20 protein-coding genes are annotated in these 18790 nt (G+C 28.9%); 12 read left to right on the forward strand and 8 right to left on the reverse strand.

All coding sequences use genetic code 11. From position 1 onward, the window contains the following. Positions 1 to 92: 92 nt before the first annotated feature. The 8 genes from rsmG to rpmH all read right to left on the reverse strand — a co-directional run bounded on the left by rsmG (position 93) and on the right by rpmH (position 6414). The gene (gene rsmG / locus WJW32_RS14140) at positions 93 to 812 is read right to left on the reverse strand and encodes a 16S rRNA (guanine(527)-N(7))-methyltransferase RsmG (protein WP_340259466.1); all 720 of its coding nucleotides are present in this window, start codon (positions 810 to 812) and stop codon (positions 93 to 95) included. Beyond that, positions 805 to 2697, reverse strand: a complete 1893-nt coding sequence (gene mnmG / locus WJW32_RS14145; protein ID WP_340259468.1) for a tRNA uridine-5-carboxymethylaminomethyl(34) synthesis enzyme MnmG — start codon at positions 2695 to 2697, stop codon at positions 805 to 807. Before mnmG ends, rsmG begins: the two co-directional genes overlap by 8 nt. A gap of 93 nt (positions 2698 to 2790) precedes the next feature. Further along, on the reverse strand, positions 2791 to 4170 hold the full coding sequence (gene mnmE, locus WJW32_RS14150; protein ID WP_340259470.1) for a tRNA uridine-5-carboxymethylaminomethyl(34) synthesis GTPase MnmE: 1380 nt from the start codon (positions 4168 to 4170) through the stop codon (positions 2791 to 2793). A gap of 127 nt (positions 4171 to 4297) precedes the next feature. Next, positions 4298 to 4921: an RNA-binding cell elongation regulator Jag/EloR gene (gene jag, locus WJW32_RS14155; protein ID WP_340259472.1), complete on the reverse strand. Its 624-nt coding sequence runs from the start codon at positions 4919 to 4921 to the stop codon at positions 4298 to 4300. Between the two features lie 4 nt (positions 4922 to 4925). Then, positions 4926 to 5603 carry a YidC/Oxa1 family membrane protein insertase gene (locus WJW32_RS14160; protein WP_340259474.1) on the reverse strand — a complete coding sequence of 226 codons (678 nt, stop codon included), beginning with the start codon at positions 5601 to 5603 and terminating at the stop codon, positions 4926 to 4928. A 31-nt stretch (positions 5604 to 5634) separates the two neighbouring features. Further along, on the reverse strand, positions 5635 to 5856 hold the full coding sequence (gene yidD / locus WJW32_RS14165) for a membrane protein insertion efficiency factor YidD (RefSeq protein ID WP_340259476.1): 222 nt from the start codon (positions 5854 to 5856) through the stop codon (positions 5635 to 5637). Positions 5857 to 5866: 10 nt separating this feature from the next. Next, positions 5867 to 6217: a ribonuclease P protein component gene (gene rnpA, locus WJW32_RS14170; RefSeq protein ID WP_340259478.1), complete on the reverse strand. Its 351-nt coding sequence runs from the start codon at positions 6215 to 6217 to the stop codon at positions 5867 to 5869. Between the two features lie 62 nt (positions 6218 to 6279). After that, positions 6280 to 6414 (reverse strand): 50S ribosomal protein L34, encoded by a 135-nt coding sequence (gene rpmH / locus WJW32_RS14175; RefSeq protein ID WP_099189744.1) that lies wholly within the window; start codon positions 6412 to 6414, stop codon positions 6280 to 6282. A 1031-nt stretch (positions 6415 to 7445) separates the two neighbouring features. On the opposite strand from rpmH, the gene dnaA reads away from it, so the two are divergent. The 12 genes from dnaA to WJW32_RS14235 all read left to right on the forward strand — a co-directional run bounded on the left by dnaA (position 7446) and on the right by WJW32_RS14235 (position 18492). Next, positions 7446 to 8765: a chromosomal replication initiator protein DnaA gene (gene dnaA / locus WJW32_RS14180; RefSeq protein WP_340259507.1), complete on the forward strand. Its 1320-nt coding sequence runs from the start codon at positions 7446 to 7448 to the stop codon at positions 8763 to 8765. Between the two features lie 227 nt (positions 8766 to 8992). Then, positions 8993 to 10102 (forward strand): DNA polymerase III subunit beta, encoded by a 1110-nt coding sequence (gene dnaN / locus WJW32_RS14185; protein ID WP_340259509.1) that lies wholly within the window; start codon positions 8993 to 8995, stop codon positions 10100 to 10102. Positions 10103 to 10359: 257 nt separating this feature from the next. Continuing rightward, positions 10360 to 10566 (forward strand): S4 domain-containing protein YaaA, encoded by a 207-nt coding sequence (gene yaaA, locus WJW32_RS14190; RefSeq protein ID WP_340259511.1) that lies wholly within the window; start codon positions 10360 to 10362, stop codon positions 10564 to 10566. A 16-nt stretch (positions 10567 to 10582) separates the two neighbouring features. Next, positions 10583 to 11686 (forward strand): DNA replication/repair protein RecF, encoded by a 1104-nt coding sequence (gene recF / locus WJW32_RS14195; protein WP_340259513.1) that lies wholly within the window; start codon positions 10583 to 10585, stop codon positions 11684 to 11686. A gap of 12 nt (positions 11687 to 11698) precedes the next feature. Beyond that, positions 11699 to 11962, forward strand: coding sequence for an extracellular matrix regulator RemB (gene remB / locus WJW32_RS14200; protein ID WP_340259515.1), 264 nt, complete (start codon positions 11699 to 11701; stop codon positions 11960 to 11962). After that, on the forward strand, positions 11962 to 13863 hold the full coding sequence (gene gyrB, locus WJW32_RS14205) for a DNA topoisomerase (ATP-hydrolyzing) subunit B (RefSeq protein ID WP_340259517.1): 1902 nt from the start codon (positions 11962 to 11964) through the stop codon (positions 13861 to 13863). The genes remB and gyrB overlap by 1 nt, the downstream gene beginning before the upstream one ends. Before the next feature lie 20 nt (positions 13864 to 13883). Next, a complete protein-coding gene (gene gyrA, locus WJW32_RS14210) occupies positions 13884 to 16310 on the forward strand; it encodes a DNA gyrase subunit A (RefSeq protein WP_340259519.1) in 2427 nt (808 codons plus the stop codon). An 87-nt stretch (positions 16311 to 16397) separates the two neighbouring features. Further along, entirely contained in the window at positions 16398 to 16658 is a 261-nt protein-coding gene (locus WJW32_RS14215) for a YtxH domain-containing protein (protein ID WP_340259521.1), read from the forward strand. A 3-nt stretch (positions 16659 to 16661) separates the two neighbouring features. Continuing rightward, complete coding sequence (locus WJW32_RS14220; protein WP_277732273.1) at positions 16662 to 16937, forward strand: hypothetical protein; 276 nt, start codon at positions 16662 to 16664, stop codon at positions 16935 to 16937. Between the two features lie 15 nt (positions 16938 to 16952). Then, on the forward strand, positions 16953 to 17270 hold the full coding sequence (locus WJW32_RS14225) for an STAS domain-containing protein (protein ID WP_340259525.1): 318 nt from the start codon (positions 16953 to 16955) through the stop codon (positions 17268 to 17270). A 59-nt stretch (positions 17271 to 17329) separates the two neighbouring features. Next, positions 17330 to 17716, forward strand: a complete 387-nt coding sequence (locus tag WJW32_RS14230; protein WP_340259529.1) for an ATP-binding protein — start codon at positions 17330 to 17332, stop codon at positions 17714 to 17716. Beyond that, positions 17716 to 18492: a SigB/SigF/SigG family RNA polymerase sigma factor gene (locus tag WJW32_RS14235; RefSeq protein ID WP_340259527.1), complete on the forward strand. Its 777-nt coding sequence runs from the start codon at positions 17716 to 17718 to the stop codon at positions 18490 to 18492. Before WJW32_RS14230 ends, WJW32_RS14235 begins: the two co-directional genes overlap by 1 nt. Positions 18493 to 18790: the final 298 nt, after the last annotated feature.

The raw sequence follows: 18790 nt of genomic DNA on the forward strand, positions 1-18790 counted from the left end.
AATATTCATATCCCTTCTATATTCTTAATATTTTTATATTACAACTTCCTTTATTTCTCGGGAAATATGAGTCTTTTTTGACACCCTTTTCGTTACTTTATTGGGCTTTTTGATGGTTTACCCGCTTTTCGTGGATATTTTGTTGGAGTATTTTTTATTTTTTTCAAAATCACTATATTGTGTTTTATGTCTGTAAAAGGAAGATCAACATCTATTTTCTCCACAAATTCAAGTCCCAAAACGTCGATTGCTTTTTCAGCTTCTTTTAATTCTTCATTAAGATAAGGTCCTTTTAAGCACACAAAATATCCTCCAACTTTTATAAAAGGTGTACAATACTCTAAAAGAACAGGTAAAGATGCAACTGCTCTTGCTGTTGCTATATCATATTGTTCTCTATAGTCTTCATCTTTTCCAAAGTCTTCTGCCCTTCCATGTACAAACTCTACATTATCAAGCTCTAAATTATTACAAACTTCTTTTAAAAAGTTGATTCTTTTATTAAGAGAATCAAGTAATGTCAAATTTAAGCTTTCCATGCATACTCTTAAAGGTATACCGGGAAATCCTGCTCCGGTTCCAACATCTATTATTTTATCATTTTCTTTTATATATCCTGAATTAATGCAAGCTAAAGAATCTATAAAATGTTTTATATAAATCTCTTTCTCATCTTCAATTGCTGTAAGATTTATATTTTGATTCCACTCAAGAAGTATATCTTTATATTTTTCAAATTTATCTATATTTGTTTCACTTATATCTATGTTAAGTTGATTAAGTCCATCTTTTATAATATTTCTATTACTCATTATTATCACCTCTACCTCTTCTAACTTGTTCAAGGTGTATTAATAAAACAGATATATCTGCAGGGGAAACTCCAGATATACGAGATGCCTGTCCTATTGATATAGGCTTTATATTATCTAGTTTTTGTCTAGCCTCAAGTCTTAATCCACTTATTTTAGAATAATCTATATCTTTATTTAATTTTTTATTTTCTAGTTTTTTAAATTGATCTATTTGTCTTAACTGTTTTCCTATATAACCTTCATACTTAGATTTTATTTGGCACTGCTCTTTTATAGCTTTAGATAATTCTTCATCAGATTTTTTTCCTAGTTTTTCTAATAGTTCATAGTCAAATTCCGGTCTTTTTAAGAACTCATATAAGCTCATCCCTGTATTTATACCAGGAAGGTTCATTTCTTCTAATTGTTTGTTTACTTGACTTGGAGTGATTCTTTCTTCATTTAATCTCTCTATTTCTTTTTCTAACTTAGCTTTTTTCTGTATGAATTTATCATATCTATCATCCTTAACAAGACCTATGTCACGACCTATTTCAGTAAGTCTTAAATCTGCATTATCTTGTCTTAGATAAAGTCTATATTCACATCTTGATGTCATCATTCTATAAGGTTCATTAGTTCCTTTAGTAACTAAATCATCTATTAAAACTCCTATATAAGCTTGAGATCTATCTAATATCAAAGGCTCTTTTCCTTGTATTTTTAAAACTGCATTTACTCCAGATATAAGTCCCTGTGCCGCAGCTTCTTCATATCCAGATGTTCCATTAAACTGTCCTGCACTAAATAAATTCTCAACGCCCTTTATCTCAAGAGAAGGATTAAGTTGTGTAGGATCTATACAATCATACTCTATTGCATAAGCTGGTCTCATTATTTTACAATTTTCAAGACCTGTTATTGTTCTATACATATCTATTTGAACCTCATAAGGAAGACTTGTAGATATACCTTGTATATACATCTCTTTAGTATTCATTCCCTCTGGCTCTATAAATGTTTGATGTGATAATTTATCGTGAAACCTTACAACTTTATCTTCTATAGAAGGACAGTATCTAGGTCCAACACTATCAATTTCTCCACTATACATTGCAGATCTTTTAATATTATCATTTATAACCTTATGAGTTTGCTCCGTAGTTCTAGTCAGATAACATGACTCTTGCTTTAATTCTAATTCATCGTTCATAAATGAGAAAGGAGTTACAATCTCATCTCCTTTTTGCTCGTCCATTTTACTAAAATCAACAGTATCTCTATGAACTCTAGCTGGTGTTCCTGTCTTAAATCTTCTCATTCTAAGGCCTAGTTTTTCAAGACTTTCAGTCAAATGCTTAGAATATCCAAGTCCATTAGGCCCTTCATAGAAATTAACCTCTCCTATATATATTTTAGAGTTTAAATATACTCCCGTTGATAAAATTACAGCTTTACAGTCGTAAATAGCTCCAAGCTTAGTAGCAATTCCTTTTATAACATTATCTTCGGCTATTACATCTACAACCTCATCCATTACAACTTCTAAATTTTCTTGGTCCTCTAGTTGTTTTTTCATTTCTTTATGATATTCATATTTATCAGCTTGAGCTCTTAAAGAGTGTACCGCTGGTCCTTTAGCAGTATTAAGCATTTTACTTTGTATATAAGTCTTATCTATATTTATACCCATTTGACCACCAAGGGCATCTATTTCTCTAACCAAATGTCCTTTTCCCGTTCCTCCAATAGATGGATTACAAGGCATTAAAGCTATAGAATCTAAAGACATTGTTATTATTAATGTCTTACATCCCATTCTAGAAGATGCTAAAGCAGCTTCACAACCAGCATGTCCAGCCCCAACTACTATAACATCGTATTTTCCTCCGTTAAACTTCATGTTCATCCTCCTAATGTTTCTCATATAATGTTTCACGTTAAACATTATACTACAAATATTATTTTATATATCTATATTTCGACTTATTAATATCTATTTTCCTATACAAAAATCTCTAAATATAGTATCTAATAAATCCTCAGATACGGTATCTCCGCTAACTTCGCCAAGGTAATCCCAAATATTTTTAAGATCTACCTCTATAAAATCAAGAGCCATATTATCTTCAATAGCATTTATAGCATCATTTATAGATTTTATAGCTCTTTCCAGTGAATCTTTATGTCTAACATTAGTTATCATAACACTATCACCTTGTGAAACATTGCCCTTGTATACCATATCGGCAATTTCATTTTCTAATTTATCTATTCCTTTTCTCTCTAAAGCAGATATCTTAATTATTCTTTTTTCGTCTACATATTCTTTTATCTTATCTTCATCTATTTTATTTTCAAGGTCAGTTTTATTTATCAAAACTATAGTATTCTTGTTTTTAACATTTTCAAGTATATCTATATCTTCTACTGATAAGCATCTTGATGCATCAAGAACTAGTATAGCAAGGTCAGCTGATTCAAATGATTCTCTTGATTTTTGAACTCCTATTTTTTCTACAATATCTTCTGTCTCTCTAATACCTGCTGTATCTATTATTCTAAGAGGTATTCCATTTATATTTACAAATTCCTCTATTACATCTCTAGTAGTTCCCGGTATATCTGTAACTATAGCACGAGATTCTTTAAGTATTGCATTTAATAAAGATGATTTACCGACATTTGGTTTACCTACTATAACAGTTTTAAGACCATCTCTTATTATTTTTCCAGTTTCAGATGTTTCATAAAGGTTTGTTATTTCTTTTCTCAACTCTTTTGATTTGTTGTATAAATTTTCATAAGTTATATGTTCTACATCTTCATCTGGAAAATCTATCGCAACTTCAACATGAGCAAGAAGTTCAGTTACTTTATTTCTAAGTTCTTTTATTTTAAATGAAAGACTTCCTTCTAATTGACTTTGAGCTACATTATAGCTAAGATCTGTCTTCGCATTTATTATATCCATAACAGCCTCTGCTTGAGATAGATCTATTCTTCCATTTAAAAACGCTCTTTTTGTAAATTCTCCACCTTCTGCTAATCTAGCTCCTTTTTTAAGAACTAATTCTAATATTTTTTTTACAGATATAAATCCGCCATGGCAGTTTATCTCTATAACATCTTCTTTAGTATAAGTATGAGGTCCTTTCATATAAGCAAGCAATACCTCATCTATAATCTTTCCATCTTCAATTATATTTCCATATATCAAAGTTCTTGGATTATAATCTTTTATACTTTTTTTATTAACCGACTCAAATACACTCTCAGCTATATCAAGAGCTTTTTCCCCACTTATTCTAACTATTCCTATTCCACCTTCTCCAGGAGCTGTAGCAATAGCTGCAATAGTATCATCTATATACAAATAAATCACCTCTTTATTCTTATTCTCTATATCAGAACTCTTAGCTTTAGGATAACCTTAATTTATTAATTATATAGAAAAAATAAGCAAAAATAAACCCCCTTAAATACTAGGAGGTTTTTTATTCTTACTTATTTTTAACCGATATAACAACTTTTCTGTTAGGATCTATTCCCTCGCTGTAAGTGTTAACATATCTATCATTTTGAAGTGCTGAATGTACAATCCTTCTTTCATAAGGATTCATAGACTCAAGCTTTATAGTCTTTCTAGTTTTAGCACATTGCTTTGCTAATTTTCTAGAATATCTTATCAAAGATTTTTCTCTTTTTTCTCTATAATTTTGGATGTCTATTAAAACTCTCATTCTAGTATTAGAGCTTTTATTTATAACTAGTCCAGTTAAAAATTGAAGCGAGTCTAGAGTATATCCTCTTTTTCCTATCAAAGAAGTAGCATCTTCTCCTGTTAGATTTATACTTATTTCGTTATTGTTCTGAGTTATTTCTATTTCACTATCTATATCCATACAATCTAATATATCTTGAATAAATTTTCTTGCTAAATCTTTAGGATTATCCTTTAAAGTTACTTTTATTTTAGCTAATTTATTTCCTATAAGTCCTAAGAATCCCCTACTTGGCTGATCTATAACCTCTATATCTACATCTTCTTTAGTAACATTTAACTCTCTCAAAGCTTTATCTAAAGCCTCTTCTATTGTTTTCCCTGTTACCTCTAAGAATCTCATCCTCTTACTCCTCCTTGGCTTTAGCAGGTTTAATAATAAACTGCTGTTGAATAATTTGGAATATATTACTTACTACCCAGTATAATGTAAGTCCACCTGGGAAACTTTTACCCCACCATAATATCATCAATGGGAAAAAATAAAGCATCATAGTTTGAGTTGAATCCTTTTTGCCTCCTTTTGGTGTCATCATAGCAGATGATATATAAGTAGTAAGAGCTGCTATAATCGGTAATATCCAAGGTACACCGAATCCACCTACCATTATTACATCTGGATTTGATAAATTAGGAAGCCATAAAAAACTTGTATCTATAGCATTATAAGCTGCTTGTGATCCAAATACATATTTAGCTGGATTTCTTAAAGCTGAAAAAAGTCCTATTAGTATAGGCATTTGAACTAATAAAGGAAGACATCCTGCTACAGGATTTACTTTATGTTCTTTATAAAGAGCCATCACTTTTTCGTTCATCTTTTGTTGATCTTCTTTATATTTTTCTTGTATTTCTTTTATCTTAGGTTGTATATCCTGCATTGCCTTCATCGATTTTGTTTGAGATAAAGTAAGTGGAAGCAATGCTCCTTTAATTAATATCGTAAATATAACTATAGACCATCCATAGTCTCCTACTATATTAAATACGATTTTTAATAGTGCACCTAGAGAGTTTGCAAACAAAATTAAAACCTCCTAAATTTACATGTATTAATTATTTGACAGGGTCATATCCTCCCTCATGAAAAGGATGACATTTTAAAATTCTCCTTATAGACAAATAAGACCCCTTTAAAAATCCATACTTTTCCAAAGCGTCTATAGCATATTGAGAGCAAGTAGGATAAAATCTACAGGTCTTACCTTTAATTGGAGATATACATTTCTGATAAAATCTTATAATTAACTTTAAAAGATAAATTATATATTTACTCATTATATTCCCCTTATCGTTTTACAATATTTCCTTTTTTAAATAAATTTATCATTGATTTTTGAATTGATATAAAATCAGATTCACTAATTTTCATTCTAGCTATAAATACAAAGTCATATCCTGATTTAAGCTTATCATCATTAGAACATAGTCTAAAGCTCTCTCTCATTCTTCTCTTAACTTTGTTTCTAACTACAGCTTTTCCAATTTTTTTAGAAACTGAAAAACCAACTCTATTTATATCTAAGTTGTTTTTTACAACATACATAACCAGTAACCTGTTTGCAAATGAATTTCCGCTTTTATAAACTTGTCTAAAATCAGAGTCCTTTTTTATTCCATTAGCATTCACAAAATCCATATTTTAATTTCCTCCAGCCTGTAAATTGCACAAAAGGACCACATCTAGCGGCCCCTAATAAACTAAGCTGTTAATCTTTTTCTTCCTCTGTCTCTTCTCTTCTTAAGAATTCTTCTTCCACTTGTAGTCTTCATTCTCTTTCTGAATCCATGTTCTTTCTTTCTTTGTCTCTTTTTTGGTTGATAAGTTCTTTTCATCCAAAACACCGCCTTCCATTGTATATTCTTCTATTTTAAATTTTTAAATTAGATCACCTTATTTGAAAGTGAGCATACTACCTATAAAATTATATAATTATTGCTTTTTATTGTCAACGAATTTTTGTATTAATCTTAATTTATATAATGGTAAAAAAACTAATTTTTGAAATAATAAAAAATACATATCAATTATTTATAATAACCAGCAAGATTTAAATTATTCATTTACTTACTTATAACATCAATTCTAACTACTATAATTTTAATTTTTTTACTATAGAACTATTAACTATTTTGTTAGTTAATAGTTTTCCACAAAATTAACTTATGCTCATGCATCCAGCGAATTTTTTATCTAATAATAGTTAGTTTAAAAGTTTTAAGTTATTTTAATAACCATAATTTTTTGATTAAATTCTAACATATTCTTATACAAATATCACTTTTCTATATAAAATTCCTGTTTTTAGATATATTTTATCTAATTTAAGTCAATATTTAAATTAGTATTAAGAATTAATATAAGAGAGTTCTTCTATTTTACGCTCTTTTTAACTGTGTATATATATAGTTTTACAAAATAGGTCAACAAAATAAAATAATTATCTGCATAATATTATCCACATAGGGTTAATAATGTGGATAAATTGTATTTATTGTATTGAAGTTTATAACAATATTTGATATTATAATTTTACCTGTTGATAATGTTAATAAATTAATAGAAATTATTATAGTTATACACATTCTGTGGATAAACCTGTGTATAATATTATATTCTAAACTTTATTCTCACTTATATACATAAAAAACAAATTGTTGATACTTGTAATAACTTTATCAACAATTTTTATTATTGCTCAAATTTATATATAAACATATTTCTTTATACATGTTTATCCACAAAAATAATTCAAATATCCTCAATAAGATATATTTTGTTTTATTATTTGACATATATTATTTTAAACTAAATTATTGTTAATAACTTTGTGGAAATTATTAAATAAACCTAGGAGGTAATTAATATGGATTTGCTTTCCTTATGGGAAAATTCTCTTAAATTAATAAAAACAGAATTAACTCCTGCGAGTTTTAATGCTTTTTTTAGCCCTATCGAACCTCTACAAATAACAGGCAATACTATATTATTATCTGTTCCTAATGATTTTACTAAAGGAATTTTAGAGGCTAGATATATGAATTTAATAGAAAGTTCTATAAACCAAATATCTTCTTCAAAATATAAAATAAAATTTATATTAGATGAAGAAGAATTAAGGAATTTTGAAAATGAAAATGCATCTAAAATAGAGATTCCAAGCTATTCAAATCTAAATCCAAAATATACTTTTGATACATTTGTTATAGGAAATAGTAATAGATTTGCACATGCTGCATGTGTTGCTGTTGCAGAAGCTCCAGCTAGAGCTTACAATCCTCTTTTCTTATATGGAGGTGTAGGACTTGGAAAAACCCACTTAATGCAAGCTATTGGACATCATATTTTATCTCATACAAAAAATGCAAAGGTAGTTTATGTATCATCTGAAAAGTTTACAAATGAGCTTATAAACTCTATAAAAGATGATAGAAACGAAGAATTTAGAAACAAATATAGAAATGTAGATGTTTTATTAGTTGATGATATTCAATTTATCGCTGGTAAAGAAAGAACTCAAGAAGAATTCTTCCATACATTTAATACTCTACACGAAGCTAATAAGCAAATTATAATATCTAGTGATAGACCTCCCAAAGAAATTCCTACTTTAGAAGATAGATTAAGATCTAGATTCGAGATGGGACTTATAACTGATATTCAAGCTCCTGACTTTGAAACAAGAATTGCGATTCTTAGAAAAAAAGCTCAAACTGAGAATATAACTGTACCAAATGAAGTTATGTCTTATATAGCTAAATATATAAAATCGAATATAAGAGAACTTGAAGGTGCATTAACTAGAGTTGTAGCTTATTCATCTCTTACAAATAAAGAAATTTCATTTGAACTTTCTATTGAAGCTTTAAAAGATATTATTTCTTCATCTAAACCACAGGAACTGAATGTAAATCTTATAAAAGAGAAGGTTTCTGAATATTTTAATATAAAAATGGATGATTTTAGTTCTAAAAAAAGAACTAGAGCTATTGCGTATCCAAGACAAATAGCGATGTATTTAACTAGAGAACTTACAGAGTTATCTTTACCTAAGATCGGAGAAGAATTTGGAGGTAGAGATCATACCACTGTAATTCATGCACATGATAAGATAGTTAATGATATAAAAAATAACTCAGATATAAAAGATAGAATAAATAAAATAATCAGCGATTTAAAAGAGTAGTTATTCACAAATGGCAGTTGATAATATCTTAATAGATTGTGAATAATTTTTTTGATGTGTAATAATGTTAATAAAATGTACAAAGTAATCAACATTCTATTAACACGTCAATAACACTTATTTAAATGCTTAAAGCGACTTATCCACAAATCAACAGCCCCTATTACTATTACTACTATCTTTTTTGTTATATTTAGATTCTATTTATTCAAAGGAGGTTATCCACATTGAAAATAATTTGTAACCAAAAAATCTTAGCTAATAAAGTGAGTACTGTTCAAAAAGGAGTTTCAAATAAAACAACGATGCCTATTTTAAAGGGAATTTTTATTGAAACTCTTGATAATAAAATAAAATTGATTGGTAATGATTTAGACCTGGGGATAGAAACTTTCTTAGATGCAGATATAATAGAAGACGGTTCTATAGTTATTGATTCTAGATTATTTGGAGATATTATTAGAAAATTACCAGATTCACTTGTTGAAATAACTACTGATTTAGACAATAATATATGCATTAAATGTGAAAGCTCTGAGTTCAAAATAAAAGGACATGACCCAAGTGAATATCCAAAACCTGAAGAAGTAGATGAAGATAGATTTTATGAACTTCCTGAGGAATTATTCAAAAATATGATAAAGCAAACTGTTTTTGCTATATCTCAAGATGAGAGTAAACCTATACTTATGGGAGAACTTTTAGAGGTACATGATAACGATATAAATTTAGTTGCATTAGATGGATATAGATTAGCTATTAGAAGTTCTAATATAGAAAATAACGTTGGAAATAGTAAAGTTATAATACCTGGAAAGGCTTTGAATGAAGTTAATAGAATTTTATCTGAAGAAGAAGGAACTTTTAAAATAGCTTTTACAGATAAGCATTGTGTTTTCTTAATTAAAGATACAAAGATAATAACTAGACTTTTAGAAGGTGAATTTATAAATTATAACCAACTAATACCAAGAGAATATAATCTGAGAGTAAAAGTTGATACTAAAAAATTGCTAAATAGTATAGAAAGAGCATCTCTTCTGGCTAAAGAAGGTAAAAATAATTTGGTTAAGTTGTCTATAAGAGATGATAATATGACTATAACTTCTAACTCTGAAATAGGGAATGTTCATGAAGAAATTCCTATTGTATTAGAAGGTGAAGATTTAGATATTGCTTTTAATTCAAGATATTTTATAGAGGCTTTAAAAATTTTAGATTGTGATGAATTATATTTAGAACTTACAACTAATGTAAGCCCATGTATTTTAAAACCTGTAAGTGGGGATAAATATATATATTTATTACTACCAGTAAGAATTTCTGCTAATTCATAAAGTTAAACTGAAATTTTAGTTTTTTGATAAACCCAACTATTGAGTTGGGTTTATTTTATTTGTAAATAAATTCTTTGATTTTATATAGCATTTTTTATAAGAATAGGGAATCATATTCCTATTTAAATTGTGGATAAGTATAATTTATGTTACGAATTTCAAAAAAATCTGCATCTAAAATATTTCAAAGAAAGACTTTTTTATTTTATATTATGATATAATAGAGAAATGCATTAAATATGTAGGAGGAGTTTTTTATGAAGCAAATTAAAATAGATTCAGAGTTTATAAAACTAGACCAGCTTATGAAATTAGCTGATATGGTGGGATCTGGTGGCCATGCTAAGAGCATGATACAAGATGGTGAAGTTAAAGTTAACGGAAAAGTTGAATATCAAAGAGGAAAAAAAATAAGATCAAATGATGTTGTAGAAGTTGAAGGAATGAAGATACAGGTACTATAGGATAGGAGTGCTTTTTGTGTACTTGAAAAGTATCAAGCTTATTAATTATAGAAACTACGATCAATTATATTTAGATTTCGATAAAAGAATAAACTTATTGTTAGGAAAAAACGGACAAGGCAAGACTAATATACTGGAAGCTATATACTTAATGAGTATAGGAAAATCCTTTAGAACTAACAAAGATAAAGAATTAATAAGATTTAATAGTGAAAATACTTACATTGGTGGAATATTTTCCAAAAGAAACGATGATAATATAATAGAGCTAGTTATTGGAAATAACATAAAAAAAGGTGTAAAGGTAAACAAAGTTTCAATAGATAAGATTATGCAATTATTAGGAAATTTAAATGTTGTTATATTTTCGCCAGAAGATTTAAAGCTTGTAAAAGATGGTCCAAAAGAAAGGCGCAAATTTATAGATAGAGAAATAAGTCAAATAATTCCCTTGTATTATAATTACATTTCTAATTATAACAAAATACTAATTCAACGAAATAAACTCTTAAAATCTAATTACTTAGATGAAAGTTTACTTGATATATATGACGAAAAATTAAGTGAGAATGCTAGATATATATATCTGTATAGAAGAGATTTTATAAAGAAAATAGAGTTGTTATCTAAAAAAATTCATAAAAACCTAACGAGCGATTTAGAAGAATTAAAAATAGAATATGTAAATCAAATTCAGGTAAGTGGTGATGATGATTTAGAGACTTTAAAAAATAAGTTTTTGAAAAAAATAAGATCTAGTCGAAATTTAGATAAACAATACAGGACTACCAAAATTGGACCTCATAGAGATGATATTAGTATTTTTATAAATTCATTAGATGTTAGATTATATGGATCTCAAGGACAGCAAAGAACAGCTTCTATATCGTTGAAATTATCAGAAATAGAACTTATAAAAGAAGAAACATCAGAATATCCAATACTTCTATTAGATGATATATTTAGTGAGTTAGATCAAAGACGGCAGAGATTATTGATTGAAGAATTTGAGGATATTCAAATTTTTATAACTAGTGCTGAGGAGAATCATAAACTGATTTTTGAAGATAAAAAAGATGTAAATATAATTTATATTGAAAAAGGAAGGGCTAGCCAGTAGGAGGATTTTATTATGTTTTTGCACTTAGGAGGAGATTGTAACATTTTGATTAGTGACATTATATTTATACTTGATTCAAAGTGTTCTTATGATTTTAAAAAATCAAGTGAAGGAATATATGAAATGATTAATTTAACAGACCAAAATCCTAAAACTATTATAGTTACGAATTGCGATAATAAGTTTTATGTATACTATTCACCTATTTCATCGATAACCCTTTTAAAAAGAGCTGGAACAAGTAATCCTGCTTTCTTGGAAACGGAGGTAATATAATGAACAAAGAATATGGAGCAAGTCAAATTCAAGTATTAGAAGGATTAGAACCTGTAAGAAAAAGACCAGGTATGTATATAGGGTCTACTGGTCCAAGAGGACTTCATCATTTAGTTTATGAAGTAGTTGATAACAGTATAGATGAGGCATTAGCTGGATACTGTAACCAAATATACGTTTCTCTAGAAAATGATGGAAGCGTATGTGTTATAGATAATGGTCGTGGAATACCTGTAGAAAAACATCCACAAACAGGAAAGTCTACTGTAGAAACAGTTCTAACTGTACTTCATGCAGGAGGAAAGTTTGGAGAAGGTGGATACAAGGTTTCAGGAGGTCTTCACGGAGTAGGAGTATCTGTAGTAAATGCACTATCTGAATGGATTGAAGTAAATGTTAGAAGAGACGGAAAAATTCATTCGCAAAGATATGAAAGAGGAAATCCAACGTCTGATTTAAGTGTAGTTGGAACTACAGATGAGACAGGTACTACTATAAAATTTAAACCAGATGATACAATATTTGAAGAAGTTATATTTAAATATGAAACATTAGAGCACAGACTTAGAGAGTTAGCTTTTTTAAATAAAGGCATTAAGATAGTATTAGAAGATAAAAGAGCGGATAAGGAAAAGAAAAAAGAATTCCACTATGACGGTGGAATCATTGAGTTTGTAAATCATTTAAACAAGACTAGAACAGTTCTTCATGAAGAAGTTATTTATTTTGAAAGAAAAGTAGAAGATTATATAGTTGAAATATCTATGCAATATACAGATACGTATACTGAAAATATACACGCTTTTGCTAATAATATAAATACCTATGAAGGTGGAAGTCATTTAAGTGGATTTAAGAGTGCATTAACTAGAATTGTAAATGACTATTCTAGAAGAAATAGTTTCTTAAAAGACAAAGATACAAATTTATTAGGTGAAGACATAAGAGAAGGTCTTACTGCTATTATTTCTATAAAGCTTCCTGAACCTCAGTTTGAGGGACAAACTAAGACTAAGCTTGGAAATCCTGAGATTAGAAGTATAGTAGAAGGGGTTACTGTTGAAGCTTTTGGAGCTTTCTTAGAAGAAAATCCAGCAAGTTCTAGAATTATAGTAGACAAATCACTAAGATCGCAAAGAGCTAGAGCAGCTGCTAAAAAAGCAAGAGAACTTACGAGAAGAAAGAGTATTCTTGGAAGTACATCTCTTCCAGGAAAGCTTGCTGATTGTTCAGAAAAGGATCCAGCTAAGAGTGAGATTTACTTAGTCGAAGGGGATTCAGCTGGAGGTTCTGCTAAGCAAGGTAGAGACAGAGAGACTCAAGCTATACTTCCTCTTAAGGGTAAGATATTGAATGTTGAGAAATCAAGATTGGATAAAATATTAAATTCAGAAGAAATAAGAAATATGATAACAGCATTTGGTTGTGGAATTTCAAATGAATTCGATAGTGAAAAGCTAAGATACCACAAAATTGTAATAATGACCGATGCCGACGTCGATGGAGCACATATAAGAACGCTTCTTCTTACGTTGTTATTTAGATATATGAGACCTTTATTAGATAATGGATATGTTTATATAGCTCAACCTCCGTTATATAAAATAAAGAAGGGTAAGACAGAAGTTTATGCTTATTCAGATAAAGAAATGAATTCTATTTTAGATGAAATAGGAAGAAAAGGTATAACTATTCAAAGATATAAGGGTCTTGGAGAGATGAATGCTGAACAATTATGGGATACTACTATGAATCCAGATACAAGAACATTGCTTCAAGTTTCTATTCAAGATGCTTCTATGGCAGATGAAGTATTCTCTACGTTAATGGGGGATAAGGTTGAGCCTAGAAGAAACTTTATACAAGAAAATGCAAAATATGTAGATAATTTAGATGTATAAGAAGGAGAGGGGATATTTAAATGAGTGAATATAAGGATAGGATAGTCCCTGTTGAAATAGAAGATGAAATGAAAAAATCGTATATTGATTATGCGATGAGTGTAATAGTTGGACGTGCACTTCCTGATGTAAGAGATGGATTGAAGCCAGTTCATAGAAGAATTCTTTATGCTATGAATGAACTTAATTTAACTCCTGATAAAGCATATAGAAAATCGGCCCGTATTGTCGGGGACGTATTAGGTAAGTATCACCCACATGGAGATAGTGCTGTATATCTTGCTATGGTTAGAATGGCTCAAGAATTCTCTACTAGATATACATTGGTTAACGGTCATGGTAACTTTGGATCAATAGATGGAGATTCACCTGCTGCAATGCGTTATACTGAAGCTAAAATGCAAAAGCTTACAATGGAACTTTTAAGAGATATAGATAAAGAGACTGTAGATTATACAGCTAACTTTGATGATACATTAAAGGAACCTTCAGTTCTTCCGTCTAGATTCCCTAATTTATTAGTTAATGGATCTAATGGTATAGCTGTTGGTATGGCAACGTCTATTCCTCCTCACAATTTAAGAGAGGTTATAGATGGTGTTATTCATTTAATTGATAACCCAGATTGTGATGTAGATGACCTTACTGAGTTTATAAAGGGTCCAGATTTCCCAACTGGATCTACAATAATGGGTAGAGAAAGTGTTATGAAGGCCTACAGAACTGGTAGAGGAAAAGCAAGAGTAAGAGCTAAGGCTCAAATAGAAGAAACAGCAAAAGGTAGAGAGCAAATAGTAATAACAGAGATTCCTTATCTTGTTAATAAAGCTAAGCTTGTTGAAAAAATAGCTGATCTTGTTAAAGAGAAGAAGGTAGAAGGAATATCAGACCTTAGAGATGAAAGTAATAGAAAAGGTATGAGAGTTGTTATAGAAATCAAAAGAGATGCTAATGCAAATATAGTTCTTAACAAGCTTTATAAGCATTCTCAACTTGAAGATACTTTCAGTATAATAATGTTATCTCTTGTACATGGAGAGCCTAAGGTTCTTAATTTAAAGCAGATGCTATACTATTATTTAGAGCATCAAAAAGAGGTTGTAACTAGAAGAACTCAATATGAGTTAAGAAAAGCAGAGGAAAGAGCTCATATATTAGAAGGATTAAAGATAGCTCTTGATAATATTGATGAAGTTATTAGTATTATAAAGGCTTCTAAAAATGGACAAGAAGCTAAACTAAGTCTTATTGATAGATTTGATTTTAGTGAAATTCAATCACAAGCTATATTAGATATGAGACTTCAAAAACTTACTGGTCTTGAAATAGAAAAGATTCAAGATGAGTACGAAGAATTACTAAAGACTGTAAATAGATTGAAAGAGATATTAGCAGATGAGAGAATACTTTTAAATCTTATAAAGGATGAAATTACGTTTATAAGAGATAAATATGGTGATGATAGAAAGACTGAGATACAAGCAGTTGCAGGAGAAATAGATATTAAGGATTTAATTGAGGATGAAGAAATAGCTGTAACTTTAACTCATTTTGGATACATAAAGAGACTTCCATCTGATACTTATAAGAGTCAAAAAAGAGGTGGAAAGGGAATATCAGCTTTAACTACTAGAGAAGAAGATTTTGTAGAGCATCTAATAACTACAACTACTCATAGTAAACTTATTTGTTTTACTAACAAAGGTAGAGTTTATAGAATAAATGCTTATGAAATACCTGAAGGTAAGAGACAAGCTAAGGGAACTGCTATGGTAAACTTAATACCTCTTGATAAGGAAGAAAAGATAACAGCTTTAATTCCAATGGTAGAGTCTCAAGATGAAAAGTATCTTGTTCTTTGTACTAAGAACGGTATAATCAAAAAGACTGCTTTAAGTGAATTTAGAAAGAGCAATAGAAATGGATTAATAGCTATTAGCTTAAGAGAAGATGATGAGCTTATAGGAGTTAAGATAACTAACGGAGATCAAGAGATTATGTTAGTTAGTAAAGATGGTATGGCTATTAAATTCAGTGAAAAAGATGTTAGAGAAATGGGAAGAAGTGCCATGGGAGTTAAAGGTATAAGTCTTAATAAAGACAATATAGTAGTTGCCATGGAACTTGTAGATGAAGGCAGTGAACTTCTAGTTGTAAGTGAAAATGGTTATGGAAAGAGAAGTTCTGTAGATGAATATAGAATACAAAACAGAGGTGGAAAAGGCCTTAAAACGTATAACATAAATGAAAAGACAGGAATTGTAATAGGAGCTAAGGTAGTAAATGAAGAAGATGAGCTTATGATGATTAACTCTGATGGTGTATTAATCAGAATTGATGTAGCACAAATATCTAAGCTTAGCAGAGTAACTAGTGGTGTTAAACTGATGAGAACAGATGAGGAATGCTATGTAGTATCTATGGCTAAAATAGTTGGAGAAGAATAGGGGTTAAATCCTATTCTTTTTTCATATAAAATCTGATAAAATAATTTTAAAATTAATAACTTGATTTGTGTAAAAGGGGGCTTTAATGTGAGCAAAAAGAGTGGATATTTTATATTTGGAGGTATGATAGGGGCTATAATAGCTTTGTTATTTGCACCGAAGAGTGGTAGAGAATGTAGAGAAGATGTAGTGAATGTAACTAAGGATATGGTAAATGAGCCTGAAGAGTTTAAAACAAAGTTTAAGAGTTACATGAAACATATATTAGATAAATTAAGTGAAGATGAAATTATTCAAACTCAAGATGAAATAGTCATAAGTAAGACTTTTGATGAGGAGGAAGAATAAAATATGGAAATTAGTGTATGGCAATTAGGTATATTGATAATGGCTATAGGATTTGTATTTGTTTGCATAAACTTAGGAAATGCAATAAAATCATCTAGTAAAATAATAGTAAATGTAAATAAAATGATAGAAGAAAATGAAAAAAAAGTAGGTAACATAGTTACAAATTTAGATAGTATAACTGGAGATGTTGAAAAGGTAATTTCACTTGGAAGTAATATATCAGGAGTTATAGAGAGTGTAAAATTTGTAAACAAAATATTTTTCAAAAAAAAGTAAGAAGGAGCGTTGAATATGTCAATTATAATAAATAAGAGTTTTGATGATAATAAGGATGCATGGAATATAGATATACATGGAGAAATTGATATATATACGGCTAATGAGCTAAAAGATATTTTAATAGAGTGTATATCTTCAAAACCAAAAGATTTAATTTTAAATGCTTCTAATTTAGAATATATAGATTCTACAGGATTAGGAGTATTAATTGGAATATTAAAAAGATTAAAAACAGATGAAAAGGATATATATATAATTAATGCAAAGCAAAGTGTAAAGAAGCTTTTCAATATAACTGGTTTAGATAAAATATTTAAATTGGAGGGATAGAGTTGACACCAGTAATTAATAAAGAAGATAAGGAAGATAATATAATAGATACAATAGAGATGAATATGCCAAGTAAACCTGAATATGTAGGGGTTATAAGGTTAACTGTTTCTGCAATAGCGAACAGAATGGGATTTGACATAGAGGAAATAGAAGATATAAAGGTTGCTGTAGCTGAAGGATGCACTAATGCTATAAAGCATGGATTAGATAAAAATTTCTATATTAATTTTTTAGTATCTCCTAATAGTTTATCTATATTAATAAAGGATGAGGGAAAAGGATGCAACCCATCTGAGATAGAAGTACCAGATTTATTAAATCCTAAAGAAGGTGGACTAGGTCTTTTTATTATTAAAAGCCTTATGGATGAAGTGGAATTTACATCTGAAGAAGGGTCTGGCTCAATAATAAAAATGACTAAGTATTTAGGAGCTGATATTTAATGAAGAATGTAGCAAAAGCTACAAATAACAATGATAGAGTAATAGATACTAAAGAATTATTCAGAGAATATAGAGAAACAAAAGATATAGATATAAGAAATAGATTAATTGAAAATTATATGTATATTGTAGATATATTATCTAGAAAATTTATTAATAAAGGAATTGAATATGAAGATATTTATCAAGTTGGATCATTAGGTCTTATATATGCTATTGATAGATTTGATATAGAAAAAGGGTACGAATTTTCGAGTTTTGCAACTCCCACAATAGTTGGAGAAATAAAGAAGTACTTTAGAGATAAAGGTTGGGCTGTAAGGGTTCCAAGAAGAATACAGGAATTATCAAAAAAAGTAAATAAAGCTAGAATTGAGCTTCAGCAGAAAAATCAGAAGCCACCTAAGGTTATAGATATAGCTACTTATTTAGGGTGCTCTGAGGAAGAAGTTTTAGAGGCCATGGAAGCATCTCAAGGATACAATACTACATCATTAGATATAACTTATGATAATGACGGAGATGATAAGCAGGTTAAATTAATAGATTTAATGGGAAATGAAGATAAAAACTTTTCTAAAATAGATAATGAAGATTTTTTTAATAAGTTTATGAAAACTCTTGATGAAGTCCAAATCAAAATCATGAAAGATAGATTCTTTGATAATAAAACACAAAGTGAATTAGCAAAAGAATTAAATGTATCTCAAATGACAATATCTAGGATAGAAAAAAAGATAGTTATGAAATTAAGGCAAGAATATGAAAAAATATAACTAATTACTTAGGTTGAACAATTTATTTTGTGCAACTTAAGTAATTATAGTTCTATATTTAATAAGATTATATTATTTACATAAAACATTATGAATTTGGATTTAAATATATATTTAAGAAAAATGTAGAAAACTGTTGACGTATGCAATAATAAGTGATATATTATTACTTGTAGGCGACACGGTCGCAAACAATAAATGAACTTTGAAAATTAAACAGTAGGTTATAAATAAATCACAAACAGTGATTTTCGGAAACAACACATAAAGTCAGTTACTGAGTACTGACAAACTTTTA

It is taken from the genome of Tepidibacter sp. Z1-5 (genome assembly GCF_037844525.1).
Classification (GTDB): Bacteria; Bacillota; Clostridia; order Peptostreptococcales; family Peptostreptococcaceae; genus Tepidibacter_A.

Coding starts and splice junctions, on each gene's coding strand:
- rsmG (WP_340259466.1), bottom strand. CDS start 812: ATGAGTAATAGAAATATTATAAAAGATGGACTTAATCAACTTAACATA.
- mnmG (WP_340259468.1), bottom strand. CDS start 2,697: ATGAAGTTTAACGGAGGAAAATACGATGTTATAGTAGTTGGGGCTGGA.
- jag (WP_340259472.1), bottom strand. CDS start 4,921: ATGAGATTCTTAGAGGTAACAGGGAAAACAATAGAAGAGGCTTTAGAT.
- yidD (WP_340259476.1), bottom strand. CDS start 5,856: ATGAGTAAATATATAATTTATCTTTTAAAGTTAATTATAAGATTTTAT.
- rnpA (WP_340259478.1), bottom strand. CDS start 6,217: ATGGATTTTGTGAATGCTAATGGAATAAAAAAGGACTCTGATTTTAGA.
- rpmH (WP_099189744.1), bottom strand. CDS start 6,414: ATGAAAAGAACTTATCAACCAAAAAAGAGACAAAGAAAGAAAGAACAT.
- dnaA (WP_340259507.1), top strand. CDS start 7,446: ATGGATTTGCTTTCCTTATGGGAAAATTCTCTTAAATTAATAAAAACA.
- yaaA (WP_340259511.1), top strand. CDS start 10,360: ATGAAGCAAATTAAAATAGATTCAGAGTTTATAAAACTAGACCAGCTT.
- remB (WP_340259515.1), top strand. CDS start 11,699: ATGTTTTTGCACTTAGGAGGAGATTGTAACATTTTGATTAGTGACATT.
- gyrB (WP_340259517.1), top strand. CDS start 11,962: ATGAACAAAGAATATGGAGCAAGTCAAATTCAAGTATTAGAAGGATTA.
- gyrA (WP_340259519.1), top strand. CDS start 13,884: ATGAGTGAATATAAGGATAGGATAGTCCCTGTTGAAATAGAAGATGAA.
- WJW32_RS14220 (WP_277732273.1), top strand. CDS start 16,662: ATGGAAATTAGTGTATGGCAATTAGGTATATTGATAATGGCTATAGGA.
- WJW32_RS14225 (WP_340259525.1), top strand. CDS start 16,953: ATGTCAATTATAATAAATAAGAGTTTTGATGATAATAAGGATGCATGG.
- WJW32_RS14230 (WP_340259529.1), top strand. CDS start 17,330: ATGAATATGCCAAGTAAACCTGAATATGTAGGGGTTATAAGGTTAACT.
- WJW32_RS14235 (WP_340259527.1), top strand. CDS start 17,716: ATGAAGAATGTAGCAAAAGCTACAAATAACAATGATAGAGTAATAGAT.